The organism is Curtobacterium sp. MWU13-2055 (genome assembly GCF_023242305.1).
Classification (GTDB): domain Bacteria; phylum Actinomycetota; class Actinomycetes; order Actinomycetales; family Microbacteriaceae; genus Curtobacterium.
The window spans coordinates 261,370-281,490 of sequence record NZ_JALLIO010000004.1 but is presented as its reverse complement, the minus strand read 5'-3'; the positions used below and the strand labels follow the sequence as shown (position 1 = coordinate 281,490).

Below are 20,121 nucleotides of genomic sequence, written 5' to 3'. Positions count from 1 at the left end.
GTGCCTCCTGGGGAGGGGCCGGGGTGGCCCGTACACGTCGATCGTCGCCGGACCCGGTCGTCGGCACCATCGGACCTTGGTACTAGTACCCGGTCACCAGCCGTGGTCGCGGGCCCAGAGCGCGGCGCTCGTCCGGTCGGCGACCCCGATCCGCCGGAACAACGAACCGACGTGCACCTTCACCGTCCGTTCGGCGATCCCGAGCTCCGTGGCGATCTGCCGGTTCGACAGCCCGCGAGCGAGCCGCACCAGGACGTCACGCTCGCGTGGGGGCAGGTCCGGTCCTGGGTCGACGTGCACGGCCCCGGGCAGGAGCGCACGGGCCACCCGCGGGTCGATGGGCGTCTCGTCCCGGGCAGCGGCGCGGACCGCGGCGACGACCTCGTCGGGGGAGGCGTCCTTGAGCAGGTAGCCGGTCGCTCCCGCGGCGAGCGCGGCTCGGACGCGGTGGTCGTCGGAGAACGTCGTGAGGACGAGCACCCGGACAGCGGGCAGCAGGGCGCGCACCTGCCGGGTTGCCTCGACCCCGCCGGCGCCCGGCATCGACAGGTCCATCACCACGACGTCGGGTCGGAGCCCGGGGGCGAGCGCCACCGCGTCCTCGCCCGTCGACGCTTCGCCGACGACCGCGCAGTCGTCGGTCGTCGCGAGGACGGCGCGCAGGCCGCCCCGGACGAGGGCGTGGTCGTCGACCAGGAGCACCCTCACCGCAGGTCCTCGGTGTCCGCGGGGACCTCGAGCTCCCAGGTGGTGCCGGTGCCGGACCCGGTGCGGAGGCTCAGGGACCCGCCGGTGTCCTCGGCGACCTCGCGCAGCAGCGTCGTCCCGAGGTGCCCGGCGCGGATCGAGCCGACGACGACCGCCGGGTCGAACCCGGTGCCGTCGTCGGCCACGACCACCCGCACGACGGCTCCGGACCGGTCCACCGTGACCTCGACGCGGTTCGCTCCGGCGTGCTTGACGGCGTTCCAGACGGCCTCGCGGACGAAGCGCACGACCGCGAGGAGCGCCGCCGGCGAGGCGTCGACGACGTCGGGCGAGCGGACGACCGTGGTCAGTCCGGCGGCGCGGGCCCGTGCGCAGGCGTCCTCGAGCGCGGGACCGAGTCCGTCGGGCGTCGGGGCCGCTGGACGGATCGTCGACATCGACGTCCGGAGCGAGGACACCGCCGACCGGAGCACGACCGCGGCGTCGCGCGTGGCGGGGTCGGCGCCCAGGGACAGGGCGAGGCCGGCGACGTCCTGCACCGGGCCGTCGTGCAGTTCCGCGGCCATCCGGCGACGTTCGGCGGCCTCGGCGTCGAGCGCGCGGCCGAGCAGCCGTTCGCGCAGCCGCTGGCCGGAACGGATGCGGACGAGCAGCCAGAGCAGCAACGGGACGAGCAGTGCGAGCACGACGGCGACGACGCCGAACGCCAGGGCGGCGAACGACCCGCGCAGGTCCGCAGCTCGGGCGAGCACGTCGTCGTAGGGCTGGTACGCCTCGAACAGCAGCGCTTCCCCCGAGGGTGTGTGCACCGCCTGGTACGCCTCGAGCAGCGGCCCGTGTCCGCGTTCGTAGCGGTTCTCGGGCTCGTCGAGGTCGGACACCTCGGCGTCCGACCGGTCGGACGCCAGCGCCTCGAGGTCCTCGGCGGACAGCGGGAACCGCTCGCCGACCAGCCGCCGTTCATCGGACCACAGGACGGTCCCGTCCGCCGCCCAGAGCTTCATGCGCACGGCCGATCCGGCCCGGAGCTCGCCGGCGACCGCGTCGTCGAGTCGCGTTCGGGCGGCGGCGTGATCGGCGTCCGTCGCGGCCGGGTCGGCGATCACGTCGAGCAGCGCCGGCTCGACCACGACCCGTGCCAACGCCGCGGTGTCGGTGGTCGCGTCGCGGACGGCGAACGACTCGGCGATGCGCTGGGAGACGAGTGCCCCGGCGGTCGCGACGGCGGCGCCGCCGACCACTGCGGCGAGCACGACCCCGACGAGGACACGGCCCCACGGAGTCCGCCCCGTCCGTCGCCGCGGGTCGGCGGCCACCACCACGACCGGCTGCGCGGTCGTGCCACTGTCCGACGACCGTTGTCCGTGCACAGGGACACCGTAACCGGCGCGCCCTGGTCGTGGGGGAAGGCGGACGGGAGGCCCGTGGCGGCGTCGCCACGGGCCTCCCGTCCGTCCTCGGTCACGTTCACCGCACGCGTCGCGCCCGACGGGAGCGGTCGCGGTCCCGCGACTCGCCGCTCACGTCCGCCGAGGTTCCGATCGGGGGCCTGACGGACGCCGACATGCCGAGATCTCGGAACCTCGGGGGAACACGCGCGGGCGTGCCGGGCGGGTGTGCCGGCGCGCTACGGCGCGGGCACGGACGCACTCAGCGCTTCGCGCACCGAGCCCCACGCGGCCAGGCGGTCGCGGACCGCGTCGTGCCGCTCGGCGGCGAGTGCCTCGGCGTGTGCGCGCTCGAGCACCGCGTCGATGACGATGCGCTGCCCGGTGCGGGTCGAGGCGATCGCCGCCTCGACCATCGCGAGGCTCATGACGTTGCCGTGCACCTCGCCGTCCGGGGTCTCGCCGGAGCGCACGGCGTGCACGAAGGACGTCAGCGCCCCGGCGATCTCGTGTCCCACGCTGGCAGCGGGCGACGGCGCACCGGCGGTGCCGTCGAGGTCGCTGGAGGGGTCGTGGTCGCCGTCCCACAGCGCGGTGCCGGCAGCACCCGAGGCCCGCCAGTCGCCGTTCCACGAGGTCTCGGCGCCCGGCGCGCACCACGAGCCGTCGTACACGTACCGGACGTCGTCCTCGAAGGCGAAGACCGCTGCCGCCGCCGCGTCGCCGCGGTACCAGGACCACGACGGGTTCCACGACTCGCAGTACACCGACACCGGATCCCGTTCGAGCACGTAGCGGGCGGAGTCGAACGCGTGGATCGCCATGTCGAGCAGCAGGACGTCGTCCATCTGCTCGCGGAAGCCACCGAAGTGCGGGGCCTTGGCGAACCGGGTGCCCAGGCCGCCGATCGCGCCCAGGCCGCGCACGTGCTGGCGGAACGCGACGAGCTGGTCGTTGTAGCGCCGCGACTGCGACACCATGAACAGCTTGCCGGTGGCCTCGGCTGCCGCGGCGAGCGACAGTGCTTCGGCGACGGTCTGCGCTGCGGGCTTCTCGCCGAGCACGGGGAGCCCGGCGTGCAGGGCCTGCAGCGTGACGGGGTGGTGCGCGACCGGGACGGTGATGTCGAGCACCGCCTGTGCACCGGCCTCGGCGGCGAGCACGGTCAGGTCGGTGCCGACGGGGATGCTCGGATCGCCGGCGTGTTCGGCACCGGCCCGCGCGACGTCGAGGTCGAGGTCGACGATGCCGACCAGCTCGACGTCGGGGTCGGCGGCGACGGTGCTGAGCCAGGCCCGACCCATGCCGCCGGCGCCGACCTGCAGGACGCGGAGCGCGGTCACGCCTGCGCTCCGGCGTGGTCGTCGACGGGCGCGTCGTCGACAGAGGCGTCGTCGACGGGCGCGTCGTCGAACGGGCCGCGGTAGTGCTGGCCCTCGAAGTACTCGCCCAGGTCGTAGCGGCGGAGCGTCGGGATCTCACGCTCGCGCTCCGGCCGCGCCCACTCGGTCGCGTTCGCGATCACACGGCGCACGTCCTTGTGGTGGTACACGGGGAAGTCCTGGTCGCCGGGCGAGAAGTAGAAGATCTTCCCCAGGCCGCGGCGGTACGTCATGCCGCTCCGGAACACCTCGCCGCCGGTGAAGCCCGAGATGAAGACGAGCTCGTCGGGGGTCGGCACGTCGAAGTACTCGCCGTACATCTCCTGCTCGGGGATGACGATCGGGTTCGGGACGCCGCGGGTGATCGGGTGCTGCGGGTTGACGGTCCAGACGAGTTCCTGGTCGTGCTCGCTCCGCCAGCGCAGGGTGCACGTGGTGCCCATCAGCTTGCCGAAGATCTTCGACCAGTGGCCGGAGTGCAGCACGACCAGCCCCATGCCGGACAGGACGTGCTTGTGCACCCGGTCGACCACGGCGTCGTCGACGTCCTGGTGCGCGGCGTGCCCCCACCACGTCAGGACGTCCGTCGCGGCCAGGACCTCGTCGGTCAGGCCGTGCTCGGGTTCCTGCATGGTGGCGGTCCGGACGACGGCCTCGGGCAGGTTCTCGCGGATGCCGTCGGCGATCGCGCCGTGCATGCCGTCGGGGTACCGCTCGGCGACGTGCTGCTCGACCTGCTCGTGGACGTTCTCGCCCCAGACGGTGATGCGCAGCGGGGAGGTGGTCATGGTGTGCCTTTCTGGCTGGGTTGCGTGGTGGCGTCGGTCCGGGGCCGTCACTTGACGGCTCCGCCGAGGGCACCAGCGGAGATGTACTTCTGCGCGAAGATCAGCAGGACGGCAGCGGGCAGAGACGCCAGCACCGAGGTCGCCATGACGGGCCCCCAGTCGGTGACGTTCGTCCCGATGTAGTTGTAGATGCCGAGCGTGATCGGTCGGACCGCGGTCGTCGACGTCAGGGTCAGTGCGATGAGGAAGTCACCCCACGCGCCGAGGAACGTGAAGAGCGCCGCGGTGACGATGGCGTTCCGGCTGATCGGCACGACGATCGACACGAAGGCGCGGAAGTCGCTGGCGCCGTCGACCAGTGCGGCCTCGACCAGGCTCGGCGGGATCGACTCCATGAACGCCCGCATGAGCAGGATGGCGAACGGCACCTGGACCGCGCTGTCGGCCAGGATCAGCCCGACGTAGCTGTTGAGCAGCCCGATGTTGTTGAACAGCGTGTACAGCGCGTTCGCGATGACGATCGCCGGGATCATCTGGGTGATCAGCAGCACGAGCAGGAACACCCGGCCGCCGCGCATCCGGAACCGGGCCAGCCCGTAGGCGGCGGGCGTCGCGATGGCCAGTGTCAGCAGGACGGTACCGAGCCCGATGATCATGCTCGACAGGAAGTTCTGCCCCTGCTGGGCGAACGCGGCCTGGTACCCGGCGAAGGTGGGGGAGAACGGGAACCACGTCGCCGTGGCGGCCCCGGACGTCGCCTGCAGGCTGGTGTTCACCATCCAGTAGACGGGGAACACCATGATCGCGAGGAACACGCACCCGAGGATCGTGAACGGGATGCCCTTGGCGGAACCGCGCGGGCGGGGTGCCCGGGTGGTCCGCTTCGTCGTGATCGCGCGGGTGGCGGTGACGGTCTGGTTCGCGAGTCCGACGCTCATTCGTCGACCGCCTTCCGGGAGATCGCGATGTAGACCATCGCGAAGACGAACGAGACGACGATGAGCACGTTGCTCACCGCGGCTCCGATGCCGAACTGGAAGTTGATGAACGACTGGTGGTACGCGTTCGTGGCGAGGGTCTGGGTCGAGTTCGCCGGCCCGCCGCCGGTCAGGCCGAGGATGATGTCCACGACCTTCAACGTGTAGACGACCCCGAGCACGACCACGACGCTGACCACCGACCGGATGCTCGGCCACGTGATGTACCAGAACGCCTTGAACCCGGTGGCGCCGTCGAGCGACCCGGCCTCGTACAGCTCCGGCGGCACGGACTGCAGACCGCTGTACAGGATCGTCGTGTTGAACGGGATGCCGAGCCAGACGTTGACGCCGATCACGGCGATGAGCGCGAGGCTCGGGCTGACCAGCCACGGCACGGGGGCGATGCCCACCACACCGAGGAGCTGGTTGAGTGCGCCGCTGTCCTGGTCGAGCAGCCACTTCCACACCGCGCTCGAGGCGATGAGCGGCAGGAGCCACGGCAGGAGCAGGAGCCCCCGCAGGAAGCCGGACAGCGGGAAGTGCCGACGGAAGAACAGCGCGAGGCTCAGCCCGATGACGAACTGCAGGATGATCGAGCCGGCCGTGAACAGGGCGGTGTTCACGAGGCTCGTCGTGAAGACCGAGCTCTGGAACACCGAGATGTAGTTGCCGAGTCCCACCCAGGGGGCTTCGCCGGTGAAGAAGGTCGCCGTCGTGTAGTCCTGGAAGGACATGATGATGTTCTTCACCACGGGGTAGCCGAAGAAGACGGCCACGAAGACCGCCGCTGGCACCACGAAGAGCCATCGGGTCACGCCGGATCGGAACCGGGCTCGTCGCTGCCCGGGTCGGGGGGTCACCACGGGCGGGATCGTCCGTGGTCGTGTCTGTGTCGAGGCGCTCACGCCGGGGTCCTTTCCTGCACGCCGGAGGGAGCCGACCGGTCGGCCGGCTCCCCGTGGACTACTGCTCTTGCGACTGCGCCTGCTTGAGCGCTGCCTCGGGGCTGGCCTTGCCGGTGAGGGCGAGCTGGACGGCGGTGTAGATCTTCGTGGCGGCCTTGGGCCAGTCGGGTCCGAGTTCACCGGTGCGCGCGCGGGCGGTCTGCACCGTGGTGACGAAGGACGCGACCTGCGGGTGGTCCTTCGCCCAGGCGGCGCCGGCCTCGAGGTTGGTCGGCACGTTGCCGCTCACCTCGGACAGGGTCTTCTGCGTCTTCTGCGAGTGGAGGCAGCCGACGAACTTGCCGGCGAGCTGCATCTTGTCCTTGTCGCCGGTCTGCGGGACGGTGAACGCCTCGCCGCCGAGCGGTGCGACCGTGGCGTCGCCGGTGCGCGTCGGGATCGGGACGCTGTCGAACTCGAGGCTCTTCTTCTCGTTGAGCGCCGGCAGCTGCCAGGGGCCGTTGATCATCATCGCGGCCTTGCCGGCCAGGAACTGGTTGTTGACGTCCGCCTGGGCCCAGTTGATCGAGCTCTTCGACATCGAGCCGTCGTCCTGCAGGTCCTCGACGAGCTGCAGCGCCTGGGTGGCGTCCGCGGTGGCGATGTCCTTCTCGTCACCGCCGTTCGACCAGAAGAACGGCAGGAACTGCCAGGTGCCCTCGTACGTGTTGATGTTGCTCATCGCGAAGCCGTAGGTCGAGCCCTTGGTGAGCTTCTTCGCCGCGGCCTTGAGCTCGTCCCACGTCTTGGGCGGCTGGACGCCGGCGTCCGCCAGGAGCTTCTTGTTGTAGTAGAGCGCGATGGAGTTCGTGTTCGACTGCAGGCCGTAGAGCTTGCCCTTGTAGGTGCTCGCCGCCTTCACGCCGGGGACGTCGCCGTCGGCGTCCAGACCGTAGTCCGACAGGTCGGACAGGGCGCCGGACGAGGCGATCTGCTGGACGTCGGGGTTGTCGAGCATGAGGACGTCGGGCAGCGTCTTCGACGATGCCTGCTGCAGCACCTTCGCGATCAGACCGGCGCCGGCGACGTGGTTGATCGTGACCGTCGCGCCGACCTCCTTCGCGCACTGCTTGTAGACCGGGTTGTAGTTCGCGTCGTAGTAGTCCTCGATCGTCAGGGCCTTGCTGCCGCCGGATGAGGCCGATCCGGAGCCGGAGCACCCGGACAGGACCAGGGGGATCGTGGCGACGACGGCGACTGCGCCGACGAGGGCGCGCGTCCGGCGGGACATGGAGGGGAATCTTTGCTTCATTGCAGAGCTCTTCTCTTGACGGATGCTGGGGCAGGCACGCATCGACGAGGCCGCTGACGTCATCGTCGCTGTGCTCCTGGGGCGAGAAGCTAACAGATAAGCGCTTCACCTGTAAAGCGCTTTTCTGACTTCCCGCGCGCTAGGATCAGCGCCATGGCCACGATGCAGCAGGTCGCCGATCGGGCGGGGGTCTCGATCGCCACCGTGTCCTTCGTGGTGAACGGGACGAAGTACGTGACCCCCGGCACCACCGCGCGGGTGAAGACCGCGATGCGCGAGCTGAAGTTCCGCGGCAACGTCGTCGCCCGGGCCCTGGCGAGTCGGCGGACCCGCATCATCGCGCTGCTGTTCCCGACCACCGGCAACCGCTTCAGCCCGACCACCTCGCAGTTCTTCATGAGTGCGGCGGAACGGGCGTCCGAGCGGGGCTACCACCTGGTGCTCTGGCCGGTGGACCCCGCTGGAGACGACCTCGACGACCTCGTGTCGGGTGGGCTCGTGGACGGCGTGATCCTGATGGAGGTGCGGATGGACGACCCCCGCGTCGCCGTCCTCACCGACCTCGGCGTGCCGTTCACCCTGATCGGCCGGACCCGCGACAGCAGCGGCCTGCCCTTCGTCGACATCGACTTCGAGACGACCATCGAGGACAGCCTCGACCACCTCGAGACGCTCGGACACCGCCGGTTCGGACTCGTGCTCGAGGACCTCGAGGGCACCCCGATGGCCGGCTACGCGCCGCACCTGCGGGTCGAGGCGACCTTCCGGCGCGCGATCGCCGAGCGCGGGCTGGCCGGGACGGTCGTCACCGCCGGGCCGGGCAGCGACGGCGGACGGCAGGCCACGAGCGACCTGCTCGCGGCGGACCCCGACGTGACGGCGCTGCTCGTGATGAAGGACGACTCGTCCGCCGGTGTCCTGGTCGGCCTCTACACCGCCGGGCGGCGGGTCCCCGAGGACGTCTCCGTGCTCAGCATCGCGTCGTCCGAGGCCAACGCTGACCAGCACTACCCGCGGCTGTCGACCATGGTCGCGCCGGGTCAGGAGCTCGGGATCCGGGCCGCCGACGCCCTCATCGAGCAGCTCGACGGCACGTCCGACGACCTGCCGCACTTCCTGCTGCCGTGCACGCTCCGCACCGCGGAGTCCACGGCCCCCGCCCCCGCCTGACCACCTGCCGGACGGGAGGCGCGGTCCGGCGCCGCCACGGGCCTCCCGTCCGCCCGTTCCCACGTTTCGGGCTGAGCGACAGTTCGCGGGGCCGCGAACCCGTGAACTGTCGCCCAGCGCGAAAGCTCGGCACCGCGTCCCGCCCGCGCCCGCGCCCCGCCCGCGCCCGCCGCGCCGCCCGCGCCCGCCGCGCGCGCCCACCGGGCGCTCAGGGTCCGTTGGTTGTGTGGACGCACAGGTTCGCAGCACCACACGTCGAGGAGGACGGATGGCCATCGACCGCAGGATGTTCCTGCTCGGGGGAGCGGGGGTGCTGCTCCTCGCGGGTTGCTCCACGCGCCCCGAGCGCACGCTGGTCCAGGACTGGCCCACCGACCCGCCAGAGGGCGAGGCGACGATCAGCTGGTGGGCGGGCCAGGTCGCCTCGAAGGACGGCGGTGACCTGCGGCGCCGGCTCATCGCCGAGTTCCAGAAGGAGCACCCGAACATCCGGGTGCGGATCGTGAGCGCCCCGAGCGACACGGACACGAACCGGACGAGCCTGACGACGCAGATCGCGGCCGGCAGCAGCACGCCGGACGTCTACCTCGGCGACGTCGCGTGGCCCGGGCAGTTCGCGAAGAACAAGCTCGCCACCCCGGTGAACCAGCTCGTGGGCGAGGACTTCTTCGACCAGTTCCCCGAGGGCCTGCGGCAGGCGGCGAGCGTCGACGGGACGTACTACATGTTCCCGCTCTACATCGACGAGTCGTTCTTCCTGTACCGGAAGGACCTGCTCGCGAAGCACTCCCTGCAGGTACCGGGGTCGTGGGAGGAAGTGCGCGAGACGGCCGCGAAGCTCGTCGACACCGGTGACGTCAGCTACGGGTTCGCGTTCCAGGGCGACGTGTACGAGGGCCTCACCTGCAACGTCACCGAGTTCGTCGCGGACGCCGGCGGCTCGCTGCTCAACGACGACCTGACGAAGCCCGAGACGACGAGCTCGGAGACGAAGCGCGCCTTCGAGTTCATGCGGTCCCTGATCACGGACGGCGCGAGCCCCCGGGCCACCCTGACGTACCAGGAGCAGGACACGAACGACGCCTTCTCGGGCGGCCGGGCGGCGTTCCTGCGCAACTGGTCGTACGCGTGGGGCATCGCGAACGGGCCGGACAGCCAGGTCGCGGGCAAGGTCGGGCTCGCCGCCCGTCCCACGTTCGACGGGCAGGACGAGCACCACTCGACCATCGGTGGGTGGGGGAACTACATCAACCCGCACACGCAGCAGCCCGCGGCGGCACTGACGTTCGCACGCTGGATGTCGAGCGAGACGGCGCAGCAGTTCCTGACCCGCGAGGGCGGCGTGCTGCCGGCCCGCAGCGCGTCGCTCGTCAGCGAGGACGCGAAGCGGCAGAAGCGCCCGACGTACGACACCGCGGCCGGCATCACGCTCGTGCCCCGTCCGACGTCGACGGCGTACTACCCGAAGGTCTCGCAGGGCGTGTACCAGAACGGCAACAGCATCCTCGGCGGACAGGCGTCCGTCGACGGCGGCACGAGCACGATGGCCTCGGCCATCGCGCTCGCCCTGCAGGGGGAAGCGCTGTGAGCGCCGGCACGGCCACACGGTCGGGCACCAGGCCGGGAGGCACAGATCGCCAAGACCCGCCGCCCCGCCTGAGCGGACGGTCGCGTCTCGACCGCATCCGCGCGCGGGGCGCGTGGGGCTTCGCGGCCCCGGCGCTCCTGGTCGTCGCGGCGGTGACGATCTTCCCGGTGGTCTACTCGATCGTCCTGAGCTTCGCGGACGTCGAGGTCGGCTACGAGGGGTTCACGATCCAGTCGTTCGGACTCGGCAACTACGCGGCCCTGCTGCAGAGCGCGGACTGGTACCGAGCCCTCGGGTTCACAGTGCTGTACACGGTCGTGACCGTCTCGGTGGAGCTCGTGCTCGGCATGCTCGTCGCCCTCGTGCTCGAGCGGCTCGGGGCCACGCGCGGCTGGATGCTCGCGCTCATGCTCATCCCGTGGTCGCTCGTCACCATCGTCAACGCGCAGCTGTGGAAGTACATCTACGACAGCACCTACGGCGTCGCGACGTGGTTCTTCGGCCTGTTCGGGGACGCCCCGGTGATCCTCGGTGAACCGGTGCCCGCGATCACGGGCCTGATGGTCGCGGACATCTGGAAGACGACGCCGTTCGTGGCGATCATCCTGCTCGCCGGGCTCGTGCAGATCTCCGAGGACCACTACGAGGCCGCTGAGCTCGACGGCGCCAGCACCTGGCAGACGTTCTGGCGGGTGGTACTGCCGCAGCTCACCCCGACGCTGACGATCGCGGTGCTGTTCCGCATCCTGCAGGCGTTCGGCGTCTTCGACCTGCCGTTCGTGCTGACGAACGGCGGACCGGGCACCGCCACCCAGTCGCTCGCGATCATGGGCTACAAGGTCCTGTTCCAGGACATCAACATCGGCCCGGGCGCGGCGATCGCGACGTCCACCGCGATCATCGTCGCGGCCGGGTGTCTGCTGTTCCTCCGGGCGTTCCGGAACCAGGCGAAGGGAGGGGATGCCTGATGCCCCGTCAACGTGTGCGCAAGGGCTGGCGCAGGTGGGTCAACACCGTCAACGTCAGCGGCGTCGTCATCGCGGTGCTCACGGCGCTGCCGCTGTACTGGCTGGTGTCGACGTCGCTCAAGCCGGCGTCCGAGATCGGGCAGTCGCCGCCCACCGCGTTCCCCCAGTCGTTCACCCTCGACAACTTCGTGGTGGCCTTCCGCGACAACGCCCTCGGGCAGTACATGGTGAACAGCGTCATCGTGTCGGTGTCGACGACGGTGATCGTGCTCGCGCTGGCGTTCCTGGCGGGCTACGCGCTCGCCGGCCGGTGGATCAAGGGCCGCACGGCGATCATGACGTCGCTGCTCATGCTCTCGGTGTTCCCGGCGATCGCGGTGCTCACGCCGCTGTACCTGCTCGAGCGCAACCTCGGGCTGCTCAACTCGTACCCGGGCCTGATCGTGCCGTACGTCGCGTTCAACCTGCCGTTCGCCATCTGGATCATGCGGAACTACCTCGTCGGGATCCCCTCGACGATCGAGGAAGCGTCCGAGATCGACGGGGCGGGGGCGTGGCGCACCGTGCTCAGCGTGATCCTGCCGATGGCGAAGCCGGGCCTGTTCACGGTCGGCGTCTTCACGTTCACGGCGTCGTGGAGCGAGTTCCTGATGGCGCTGACGTTCAACAGCGAGAACTCGTTCCGGACGATCCCGGTCGGCATCGCGCTGTTCGGCACGCAGTTCACGGTGCCCTTCGCGCAGATCTTCGCGGCGAGCGTCGCGGCGACGGTGCCGATCGTGATCCTGGTGCTCGTGTTCCGCCGCTCGATCGTGTCGGGGCTCACCTCCGGTGCCGTCAAGGGGTGACGCGTCCATTGATTCCTGAGGGATAGTCCGCCAGGATCGGAGCAGACGTCGACGGCGACGGCCAGGACCAACCACCCCGGCCGTCGCCGCCACCGATCGGCGTCACGGATCAGGAGACACGTCATGGCTGACAGCACTGCGCCCCCGCGCGCCCGGAACCGCGGCCGTCGCGCCGCGGACGACACCGCCCGCCGCTCCCGGCGTCGCAACCGGGTGTTCGCGCTCGCTGCCGGCGGGGTCCTCGTCATCGGTGGCGCGGGCTACACGCTCGCGTCGTGGACGGACACCGAGTGGGTGTTCGGCGGCAACGGCTCGGGTGGGCCGGGCGTGGGGACGTCCGGGTTCGAGGTCGAGCAGAACGTCACGGCGCCGTTCGCCGCGGCGGGCTTCACCTCGGACGAGACGAACCCGGGCCAGGCGCTCCGGTTCACCGTCGACGCGCTCGCCCTGTCGCCGGGCAGCGCGACCTACGCCCCCGTCGCGCTCCGGACCACCGCCGACTCGATCGCCGGCGACCTGGTGCTCCGGGCAGCGGTCCCGGCGTCCGGTGTCACGGTCTCCGACGCCGACGACCTGCTGTGGAACGCCCTGCAGGTCCGGGTCGCCGCGATCACGGACACCACCGCAGTGTGCGACGCCACCGCGTTCGACGTGCCGTGGACGAGCGTCGCGTCCGGGCCGCTCGGCACGGCTGCCGCGACGATCGCGCGGCCCCTCGCCGCGGCCAGCGGGTCGACGCAGGTGTACTGCTTCGAGGTCTCGCTGCCCGCGTCGCCGACCCTGCCCGCCGGCACGTCGGTCGACGCGCTCCAGGGGCGGACGGCCGCGCCCGCGTGGCAGTTCGCCGCCGAGTCCGACTGAGCGCGGCCGTGCGCGGCTCCACCGCGCCGACGTCCTCCGACGAGGGCGCGGCGCCGCCCCGTCGTCCCGCCGACCGCGTCCGCTCCGTCGTCCTGACGGTCGCCGGCGCGATCGGACTCACGTGCCTGCTCGCCTGGGCCGCCGTGGCGTTCACCGGACTGTCGTTCGTCGTCGTCACCACCGGGTCGATGGCCCCGACGATCCCTGCGGGTGGGCTCGCCATCACGCACCGCGTCCCCGCGGCCGAGATCGCCGACGGGGACGTCGTCACGGTCCCGCGCGCTGGGTCGACCCTGCCCGTCACCCACCGGGTGGTCGCGGTGGACCGGGTCCCGGGGGACACCGCGGCGCGGTCGCTGACCCTGCGGGGCGACGACAACGCCTCCGACGACCGCGACCCGTACGTCGTCCGGCACGCCGGACTCGTGCTGGCGCACGCCCTCGGCCTGGGCTCGGTGCTCGTCGTGGTCACGAGTGCCCCGGCCCGTGGGCTGGCGGTCGCGCTCGTCGGCGTGCTCGTCGCGTGGGCGTTCTGGCCGGCCCGGCGGGAGGACTCGTGACCCGCGTCCTCGCCACCTCCGCGGCGGTCGCCGCGGTGCTCGTCGGTGCGACCGGGATCGGCACGACGGCGGTGGCGGTCGCCTCGACGGACTGGAGGCCCGTGGCCGAGACCGGCACGCCCGGCCGGCTGGTACTGCACACCGGTCCGGAGCCCCTCGTGCTGCCCGGGGCGGGGAACGACGCGGACGTCACGTGGCAGGTGCGGACGAGCGTCGACGAGCCCGGCCCGGTCACCCTCGACCTGCAGCTCACGGGGCGGGGCGGCCTGCCGGGCGGGACCGACGGCGTGCTCGTGACGGTCGCGACGTGCGACCAGCCGTGGGAGGACCCGTCGGGAGCCCCCACGTGCGGCGGACAGACCGCCGCCCTCGTCGACGCCGTCCCCCTCGTCGACTGGGCGACGACCGCGCCGTCGGTCCGTGTGCCCGACCCGGACGGCGACGGGTCGGCGTACCTGCTCGTCCGGTTGTCCCTCGGTGACGCCGCGACCACGGTGCCCCGGACCGCCGAGGTCGGCGTCGGCGTGACCGCGCGCGGCGGGGACCCCGTCGTGCCCGGACGCCCGACGCACGGCGACGGCGACGGCGACGGCAGTGGCGACGGCGGGGGCGACGACGTCGGTCCGGTCGTCCTCGCGATGACGGGTGGCGGGTTCGCGGGGCCGGTGCTCGTCGCGGTCGCGGCCGTCCTCGCCGGCGTCGCTCTCCGACTCCGGCGCCCCAGGAGCCGGTCGTGAGCCGGCGTCCGCTGCACCTGCGCCGTGGCCGGATCGCGGTCGTCACCGGCATCGTCGTCGCAGCAGCCCTGGTCACGCCCACCGCCGTCCCGAGCACCGCGTCGTGGTCGGACCGCGAGTGGGCGCACGGAGCCGTGGGGACGTCGTCGTTCGACTGCGGCACCGACGCGGACTACACGTCGACGGCCTCGAGCCGGTTCCTGGGCGGGAGCATCGCCGGCATCGACCTCGACGACGTCGCGACGGTGCGCGGGGTCGACGTCGCGAAGACCGGAGCCGCACCGGCATCGGTCGAGCCGGCCACCGCGCCCGAGCTCGGCACCGGCGGCCGCCCGTTCACGCAGGCGTTCGGCAACCCGCTCGACGTCGGGCTGCTCGGCGACGTGGCGGGCATCGACCTCACCGGTCTCGGCCTCGGACTGCCGGCCGGTTCGGCGGGCGCGGTGAACCAGGTCGCGACGGCGTCGGGCACCGGTGACGCGGTGGCGGCATCCGGGCTCGTCGCGGACTCCGGTGGCGTGCTCGTCACGCCGACGACCCCGTCCGGGGACCTGCCCGACCCGGCGTCGATCACGCTCGGCCGCGCACTGCCGGGCATCGCGGACGTCACCGACGTGGGGCTCGACGTCGGTGCCGTCGGTGCGAGTGCGCAGCTCGCCGGGTGCGACGCGATCAGCGACGACGTGTGGGGCGGGGTCGTCCAGCGCACGCTCGCGACGAACCTGCGGGCCGCGGTGCAGCAGGTGGCAGCCGACAGCGGGCCCGCCGGGCTCGAGCGCGACTACGGGATCGCGAGCCTCGACCTCCGTGTGGACAGCCCGCTCGTCGGTGCGCTCGTCACGGCCGTGAACGACACCGTGGTGCAGCTCGACGCCACGGTCGACGCACTCGGTGGCACGGACGGGGTGCTCGCACGGACGATCAACCAGGGCGTGCTCGGGGTACTCGGCGGGCTCACCGGCAGCCTCGGGCTCGGCACCATCGGGGGCACCGTCGAGATCACCGGACCGGACCTGGCGGGCGCGGTCGCGCCGCTGCTCGCCGAACCCGTGCAGGACGCCGGCGGAACGTTGTCGCTCGACCTGTCGGCCGGATCCGTCCGGGTCGACCTCGCGCACCTGCTCGGCGACGACGAGCACGGGCTCAACGACCTGCCGCCGAACCACGAGGTGGTGCTCGACGCCGTCACCCTCGGTGCGCTGGCCGACCGGTTCGGGCAGGTGGTGGACGCCTGGGCGGGGAAGATCACGACCGCCCTGACGACCGCGCTCGGGTCCCTGCACGTCCGGATCGCGCTCGCCGCCGACCTCAGCGCGCCCCTGGTCCTCGGCATCCGCGTGAAGATCGCCACGCTGTCGATCAACGTCGACACCGGGGTCGCGGCGCTCATGGCGGGGCAGACGAAGCTGTCGGTCGGGGTCGCGCTGCTCGGACTCGACCTGGGTGGCCTGCTCGGCATCGTGACCGGCCTCGCCACGTCGCTCGTGAACCCGTTGACCCAGGCGGTGGTGGGGACGCTCACGACCCGGTTGTTCGCACTCGTCGGGACGCTCGGCACGACGCTGACGACGACGATCGGCGGCCCGGTCGTCCGCGCGCTCGGGACGGTCCTCGCGCGGCTGCCCGGGGTGCTCTCGCTCCGGGTGAACGTGCAGCAGGACCGCACGGCCGCCCCGACCCCGGCCGGCCGTGCGACGACCGGGCAGTACACGCAGACCGCACTCCGCCTGTCGATCGCGGACGCCCTGGTGCCCGGGGGACTGGCCCGCGTCGACCTGGCCAGCGCCGTGGTGGGGCCGAACTCGGTGTCGCTCGTCGGAACGGCCCGGCCCCGAGATAGGTAGCATCGTTACCTAGCTGCGCATGGTGGACAATCACCGGAGCCGCATGCTGACCGCCCGTACCCTGCCGTCAGGGGCTCGGGGCGCCGAGGTCGACGGCCGCGATGATGCGGTCGACGATCCGGACGAACCGGACCCTGTCCCGTTCCGAGAAGGAGGCCAAGAGCTCGTGCAGGTGCTTGTTCGTGCCGTCCATGGCGATCGAGTAGTCGCGTCTGGCGGTCTCGGTCAGCTCGATGTGGCGACTCCGTCCGTCGGCCGGGTTCGGCACACGGCTGAGGTGTCCGCTCTGCTCGAGTCGGTCCACCATGCCGGTCACCGCCGGTCCGGTCAGGCCGAGGTGCTTCGCGAGGTCCTTCACGCGGACGGTCCGGTCGGCCGCTTCGGCGCGGGACACGAACTGCAGCACGGTCAGGTCGCTGCCCGAGACGTCGAGCTGGTCGCGCAGCCGCGCCCGCAGCGCGGACACTGCTGCTTCGAGTCGGGTCAGCGCCGCCACGAGGTCGAGATCGCTCACGAGCGCGCCCCCTTCGGACCGATCGGATCCGCGCCACCGTACGCCGTGCTCACCGGGTCAGCGTATCCACATAACGAGTCGCACGGTCAGGTTCGGGTGTCCGGCACGGGGGCGATGCACCGTGACTGACACGTACGAGGCCCCACCTGCCGGCGGACGCGCGAGCGAGTCGGTGCGCTTCGAGGTGTCCGGCACCGATCCGGAGTCGGCGGCGCGTGACCTGGCCACGGTGCACGGCGCCGACCAGTGGTCCGCCCAGCAGACCGGCAGCGAGTTCCTCTACCGCTACACCGCGGTCGGCGACACCGAGATCAGCATCCGTCGGTCCCAGATGCGCGGCGTCCTGCGCGGTGCGATGCCGATCAGCACCGACTACATCGTCGCGTGGATGACGAGCGGCAGCGCCCACCTCGACGTCGGCGGGCAGCGGGTGGACCTGCACCGGAACGTGCCGACGCTGCTGCCCTGCGACACCGCGTTCGTCTTCGCGGCCGAGGACCACGACCAGCGTCTGGTGCACCTCGACCGGGAGCTCGTGCACCGGGTCGCCGGCGAACAGCTCGACCTGGGCGACCGCCCGCTGCGCTTCGACCACACGCGCGAACCGGACAACGCGATGTACGGTCGGTGGCAGGGTGCCCTCGCCGCGCTGTCCCGCGCGCTCCGTGTCGGCGGTCCGGACTCCGACACCTGGGTCGCGGCGAAGTCGCTCGCGATCGCCGCGTTCCTCGAGACCTTCCCGCCGCAGCTCGACGACCTGCCGGCGGAACTGGCCCTGCCGCGGAACGCCCGCTTGCGCGCCGCTGTCGAGTACATCCACGCGCACGCGTCCGAGACCGTGACCATCGCCGACCTCGCCGCGGTGGCCGGCCTGAGCGTGCGGTCGGTGCAGGAGTCGTTCCGTCGGGTGTTCGACGTGTCGCCGCTCACCTACCTGCGGGACGTCCGTCTGGACCGCGTGCGCAGCGAACTCCTCGCACTCGACCCGCAGGTCGGAGCGATCGGCGACGTCGCCCGACGCTGGGGGTTCGCGCACCTCGGCCGGTTCTCGGCGTCGTACGCAGCCAGGTTCGGCGAGTACCCGAAGCAGACCCTGCGCCGCTAGCCGGGGGTCAGGCCCGCGGTGCGGGGCCGGTGCTGGAACGCACCCGCAGCGTGGTCGACAGACGGACGTGGTCCGACGCGGCCTCGCCACGGAGCATCGTCAGCAGCATCTCGACCGCACGGGACCCGAGTTCGGCCAGCGGCTGCGACACGGTGGTGAGCGGCGGGGTGGTGATCGACGCCTGGGGGACGTCGTCGAACCCGACGACGGACAGGTCCTCCGGCACCCGCAGGCCGAGCTCCGCCGCGGCTCGCAGCACACCGACGGCCGACGAGTCGTTCGCGGCGAACACCGCGGTCGGTCGCTCGTCCATCGTGAGCAGGTCGCGCGCGACAGCCGCGGACTGCTCCTCTTGGTAGTCGCCGTCGCGGACGAGCCGCTCGTCGATCGGGAGTCCGGCGGCGGTCAGTGCGGAGCGGTACCCGGCCTCGCGCAGCTGGGCGGACGCCAGATCGACGCGGCCGCGCAGGTGCGCGATCCGGGTGTGCCCGAGCGCGAGCAGGTGCTCGACGGCCTGGACCGCCCCGCCCTCGTTGTCGGCGTCGACCGTCGCGTGGCCCTCGGGCCCGGTGTGCGGGTCGATCGCGACGACCGGGATCGACGAGCTCGACAGGGCCGTGGTCGGGGTGACGACGATGGCGCCGTCGATGAGGGTGCCGGACAGGCGGGACAGCGACCGGCGTTCCCAGCCCGGGCGGTCGGCGCCGGTCATCAGGCCGGCGTAGGCGAGCAGCTCGTAGCCGGTGCCGGTCGTCGCGCTCGAGATGCCGCGCAGGAGCTCGGTCGAGAAGGGCTCGAACTCGGGCACCAGGATCCCGACGACCCCGGTGCGGGAGCTCCGCAGACTGCGGGCGACCAGGGACGTCTCGTAGCCGAGGTCGGCGACGACCTGCTGCACGCGGATCATCGTGGCCGCGGCGACGCCGTCGCGCTGGTTGATGACCTTCGACACGGTGGGGATCGAGACCCCCGCGACCCGTGCGACGTCGCCGATCGTCACCCGGCCGGCACCGGGACGCGCGCCGAGTGCCGAGTCCATGTGCTCACCGTACCGCTGATGGCATGTCGAAACGGCGTAGAAAACGTTATCGATATCGATTGACAAGCGGCAGGAGCAGCTGGCACGCTCTCCGCAGCGGCAGTGGATGTCGCTGCATGTCAACGACGACACGAGGAGTTCCACGATGACGAGGAAGATCCGTGCCGCGGCAGCCATCGCGCTGATCGGGGCGACAGCACTGGTGGCCACGGGCTGCTCGGCAGGCGGCAACGCGGCCGACGACGGCAACGGGAAGGTCACGATGACCTTCTGGCACAACTCCACCACCGGACCGGGCAAGGCCTACTGGGCCTCGACGGTCAAGGCGTTCGAGGCGAAGTACCCGAACGTCACCATCAAGACCCAGGCGATCCAGAACGAGGACCTGGACGGCAAGCTGCAGACCGCGCTCAACTCGGGCGACGGACCGGACGTCTTCCTGCAGCGCGGCGGCGGCAAGATGGACGCGATGATCGCCGCCGGGCAGCTCATGGACATCTCCGACTCCATCAGCGCCGACGCGAAGAAGTCGATCAGCGCCGGGACGTTCGCGGGCTACGAGAAGGACGGTGCCACCTACGCCATGCCCGGCGCGGTGCTCCCCGAGGGCATCTGGTACTCGAAGGACCTGTTCCAGAAGGCCGGCATCGACCGTACCCCGACGACGATGGACGAGCTGAACGACGACATCGCGAAGCTCAAGGCCGCCGACATCGACCCCGTCGCCGTCGGTGCGAAGGACGCCTGGCCCGCCGCCCACTGGTACTACAACTTCGCGCTGCGCGAGTGCAGCCAGAAGACGCTCGAGGGCGCGGCGAAGTCGCTGAAGTTCGACAACGCCTGCTGGACGAAGGCCGGCGAGCAGCTCGAGGACTTCAACGCCACCGAGCCGTTCAACAACGGCTTCCTGACCACCGCTGCCCAGCAGGGTGCCGGCAGCTCCGCCGGTCTCCTGGCGAACCACAAGGCCGCCATGGAGCTCATGGGGGCCTGGGACCCGGGCGTGATCAGCTCGCTCACCCCGGACGGCAAGCCGCTGGCCGACCTCGGCTGGTTCCCGTTCCCGACCATCGACGGTGGCAAGGGTGACCCGAAGTCGATGATGGGCGGCGTCGACGGCAACTCCTGCTCGGCGAAGGCCCCGAAGAAGGCCTGCACCGACTTCCTGAACTTCATCGTGCAGAAGGACAACCAGGAGGCGTACTACACGGCGTTCCAGGCCATCCCGGTCAACCAGGAGGCCCAGTCGGTCGTCGACGCGGACTACCTGAAGTCGGCGCTCGCCGCCTACCAGGACGCGCCGTTCGTCTCGCAGTACCTGGACACCCTGTACGGCCAGAACGTCGGCAACGCGCTGAACACCAGCGTCGTCGACCTGCTCGCCGGCAAGGGCAGCGCGAAGGACATCGTGGACACCACCAACCAGGCTGCGGCCAAGGGCTGAC

19 protein-coding genes are annotated in these 20,121 nt (G+C 71.5%); 10 read left to right on the top strand and 9 right to left on the bottom strand.

Translation table 11 applies throughout. From position 1 onward, the window contains the following. Positions 1 to 93: 93 nt before the first annotated feature. From M4960_RS11465 to M4960_RS11435, 7 genes are all read right to left on the bottom strand, one after another. Positions 94 to 708: a response regulator transcription factor gene (locus tag M4960_RS11465; protein ID WP_248704288.1), complete on the bottom strand. Its 615-nt coding sequence runs from the start codon at positions 706 to 708 to the stop codon at positions 94 to 96. After that, positions 705 to 2,078 (bottom strand): sensor histidine kinase, encoded by a 1,374-nt coding sequence (locus tag M4960_RS19765; protein WP_123294664.1) that lies wholly within the window; start codon positions 2,076 to 2,078, stop codon positions 705 to 707. Before M4960_RS19765 ends, M4960_RS11465 begins: the two co-directional genes overlap by 4 nt. Positions 2,079 to 2,335: 257 nt before the next feature. Further along, the gene (locus tag M4960_RS11455) at positions 2,336 to 3,439 is read right to left on the bottom strand and encodes a Gfo/Idh/MocA family oxidoreductase (RefSeq protein WP_308222010.1); all 1,104 of its coding nucleotides are present in this window, start codon (positions 3,437 to 3,439) and stop codon (positions 2,336 to 2,338) included. Then, positions 3,436 to 4,266: a ThuA domain-containing protein gene (locus M4960_RS11450; RefSeq protein ID WP_248704287.1), complete on the bottom strand. Its 831-nt coding sequence runs from the start codon at positions 4,264 to 4,266 to the stop codon at positions 3,436 to 3,438. Before M4960_RS11450 ends, M4960_RS11455 begins: the two co-directional genes overlap by 4 nt. A 47-nt stretch (positions 4,267 to 4,313) precedes the next feature. Then, positions 4,314 to 5,204, bottom strand: coding sequence for a carbohydrate ABC transporter permease (locus tag M4960_RS11445; RefSeq protein WP_248704286.1), 891 nt, complete (start codon positions 5,202 to 5,204; stop codon positions 4,314 to 4,316). Beyond that, positions 5,201 to 6,061, bottom strand: coding sequence for a carbohydrate ABC transporter permease (locus M4960_RS11440; RefSeq protein WP_123939110.1), 861 nt, complete (start codon positions 6,059 to 6,061; stop codon positions 5,201 to 5,203). Before M4960_RS11440 ends, M4960_RS11445 begins: the two co-directional genes overlap by 4 nt. Before the next feature lie 148 nt (positions 6,062 to 6,209). Further along, complete coding sequence (locus tag M4960_RS11435; RefSeq protein ID WP_248704285.1) at positions 6,210 to 7,421, bottom strand: sugar ABC transporter substrate-binding protein; 1,212 nt, start codon at positions 7,419 to 7,421, stop codon at positions 6,210 to 6,212. A gap of 174 nt (positions 7,422 to 7,595) precedes the next feature. Here M4960_RS11435 and M4960_RS11430 point away from each other — a divergent pair, with 174 nt between their 5' ends. The 8 genes from M4960_RS11430 (at position 7,596) to M4960_RS11395 (ending at position 16,018) form a co-directional block, all read left to right on the top strand. Beyond that, entirely contained in the window at positions 7,596 to 8,612 is a 1,017-nt protein-coding gene (locus M4960_RS11430) for a LacI family DNA-binding transcriptional regulator (RefSeq protein WP_173170643.1), read from the top strand. Positions 8,613 to 8,880: 268 nt separating this feature from the next. After that, positions 8,881 to 10,200: an ABC transporter substrate-binding protein gene (locus tag M4960_RS11425; protein WP_123294667.1), complete on the top strand. Its 1,320-nt coding sequence runs from the start codon at positions 8,881 to 8,883 to the stop codon at positions 10,198 to 10,200. Beyond that, positions 10,197 to 11,168: a carbohydrate ABC transporter permease gene (locus M4960_RS19760; protein ID WP_248704284.1), complete on the top strand. Its 972-nt coding sequence runs from the start codon at positions 10,197 to 10,199 to the stop codon at positions 11,166 to 11,168. Before M4960_RS11425 ends, M4960_RS19760 begins: the two co-directional genes overlap by 4 nt. Continuing rightward, positions 11,168 to 12,016 (top strand): carbohydrate ABC transporter permease, encoded by an 849-nt coding sequence (locus tag M4960_RS11415; protein ID WP_228510603.1) that lies wholly within the window; start codon positions 11,168 to 11,170, stop codon positions 12,014 to 12,016. The genes M4960_RS19760 and M4960_RS11415 overlap by 1 nt, the downstream gene beginning before the upstream one ends. Before the next feature lie 123 nt (positions 12,017 to 12,139). Further along, complete coding sequence (locus tag M4960_RS11410) at positions 12,140 to 12,877, top strand: acyl-CoA dehydrogenase (protein ID WP_235035962.1); 738 nt, start codon at positions 12,140 to 12,142, stop codon at positions 12,875 to 12,877. An 8-nt stretch (positions 12,878 to 12,885) separates the two neighbouring features. Further along, positions 12,886 to 13,437 (top strand): signal peptidase I, encoded by a 552-nt coding sequence (locus M4960_RS11405; RefSeq protein WP_248704283.1) that lies wholly within the window; start codon positions 12,886 to 12,888, stop codon positions 13,435 to 13,437. Continuing rightward, on the top strand, positions 13,434 to 14,174 hold the full coding sequence (locus tag M4960_RS11400) for a hypothetical protein (RefSeq protein WP_248704282.1): 741 nt from the start codon (positions 13,434 to 13,436) through the stop codon (positions 14,172 to 14,174). Before M4960_RS11405 ends, M4960_RS11400 begins: the two co-directional genes overlap by 4 nt. Continuing rightward, positions 14,171 to 16,018, top strand: coding sequence for a choice-of-anchor G family protein (locus M4960_RS11395; protein WP_248704281.1), 1,848 nt, complete (start codon positions 14,171 to 14,173; stop codon positions 16,016 to 16,018). Before M4960_RS11400 ends, M4960_RS11395 begins: the two co-directional genes overlap by 4 nt. 67 nt (positions 16,019 to 16,085) lie before the next feature. Here the strand turns inward: M4960_RS11395 and M4960_RS11390 are convergent, their stop codons facing one another. Beyond that, positions 16,086 to 16,532: a MarR family winged helix-turn-helix transcriptional regulator gene (locus tag M4960_RS11390; RefSeq protein WP_123294672.1), complete on the bottom strand. Its 447-nt coding sequence runs from the start codon at positions 16,530 to 16,532 to the stop codon at positions 16,086 to 16,088. A 121-nt stretch (positions 16,533 to 16,653) separates the two neighbouring features. Here M4960_RS11390 and M4960_RS19755 point away from each other — a divergent pair, with 121 nt between their 5' ends. Beyond that, positions 16,654 to 17,637 (top strand): AraC family transcriptional regulator, encoded by a 984-nt coding sequence (locus tag M4960_RS19755; protein WP_123294673.1) that lies wholly within the window; start codon positions 16,654 to 16,656, stop codon positions 17,635 to 17,637. A 7-nt stretch (positions 17,638 to 17,644) separates the two neighbouring features. On the opposite strand, the gene M4960_RS11380 is transcribed toward M4960_RS19755, so the two are convergent. Next, positions 17,645 to 18,676 carry a LacI family DNA-binding transcriptional regulator gene (locus M4960_RS11380; RefSeq protein ID WP_123294674.1) on the bottom strand — a complete coding sequence of 344 codons (1,032 nt, stop codon included), beginning with the start codon at positions 18,674 to 18,676 and terminating at the stop codon, positions 17,645 to 17,647. Between the two features lie 145 nt (positions 18,677 to 18,821). On the opposite strand from M4960_RS11380, the gene M4960_RS11375 reads away from it, so the two are divergent. Further along, positions 18,822 to 20,120: an ABC transporter substrate-binding protein gene (locus M4960_RS11375; protein WP_131845233.1), complete on the top strand. Its 1,299-nt coding sequence runs from the start codon at positions 18,822 to 18,824 to the stop codon at positions 20,118 to 20,120. The last annotated feature ends 1 nt before the right edge of the window (position 20,121 follow it).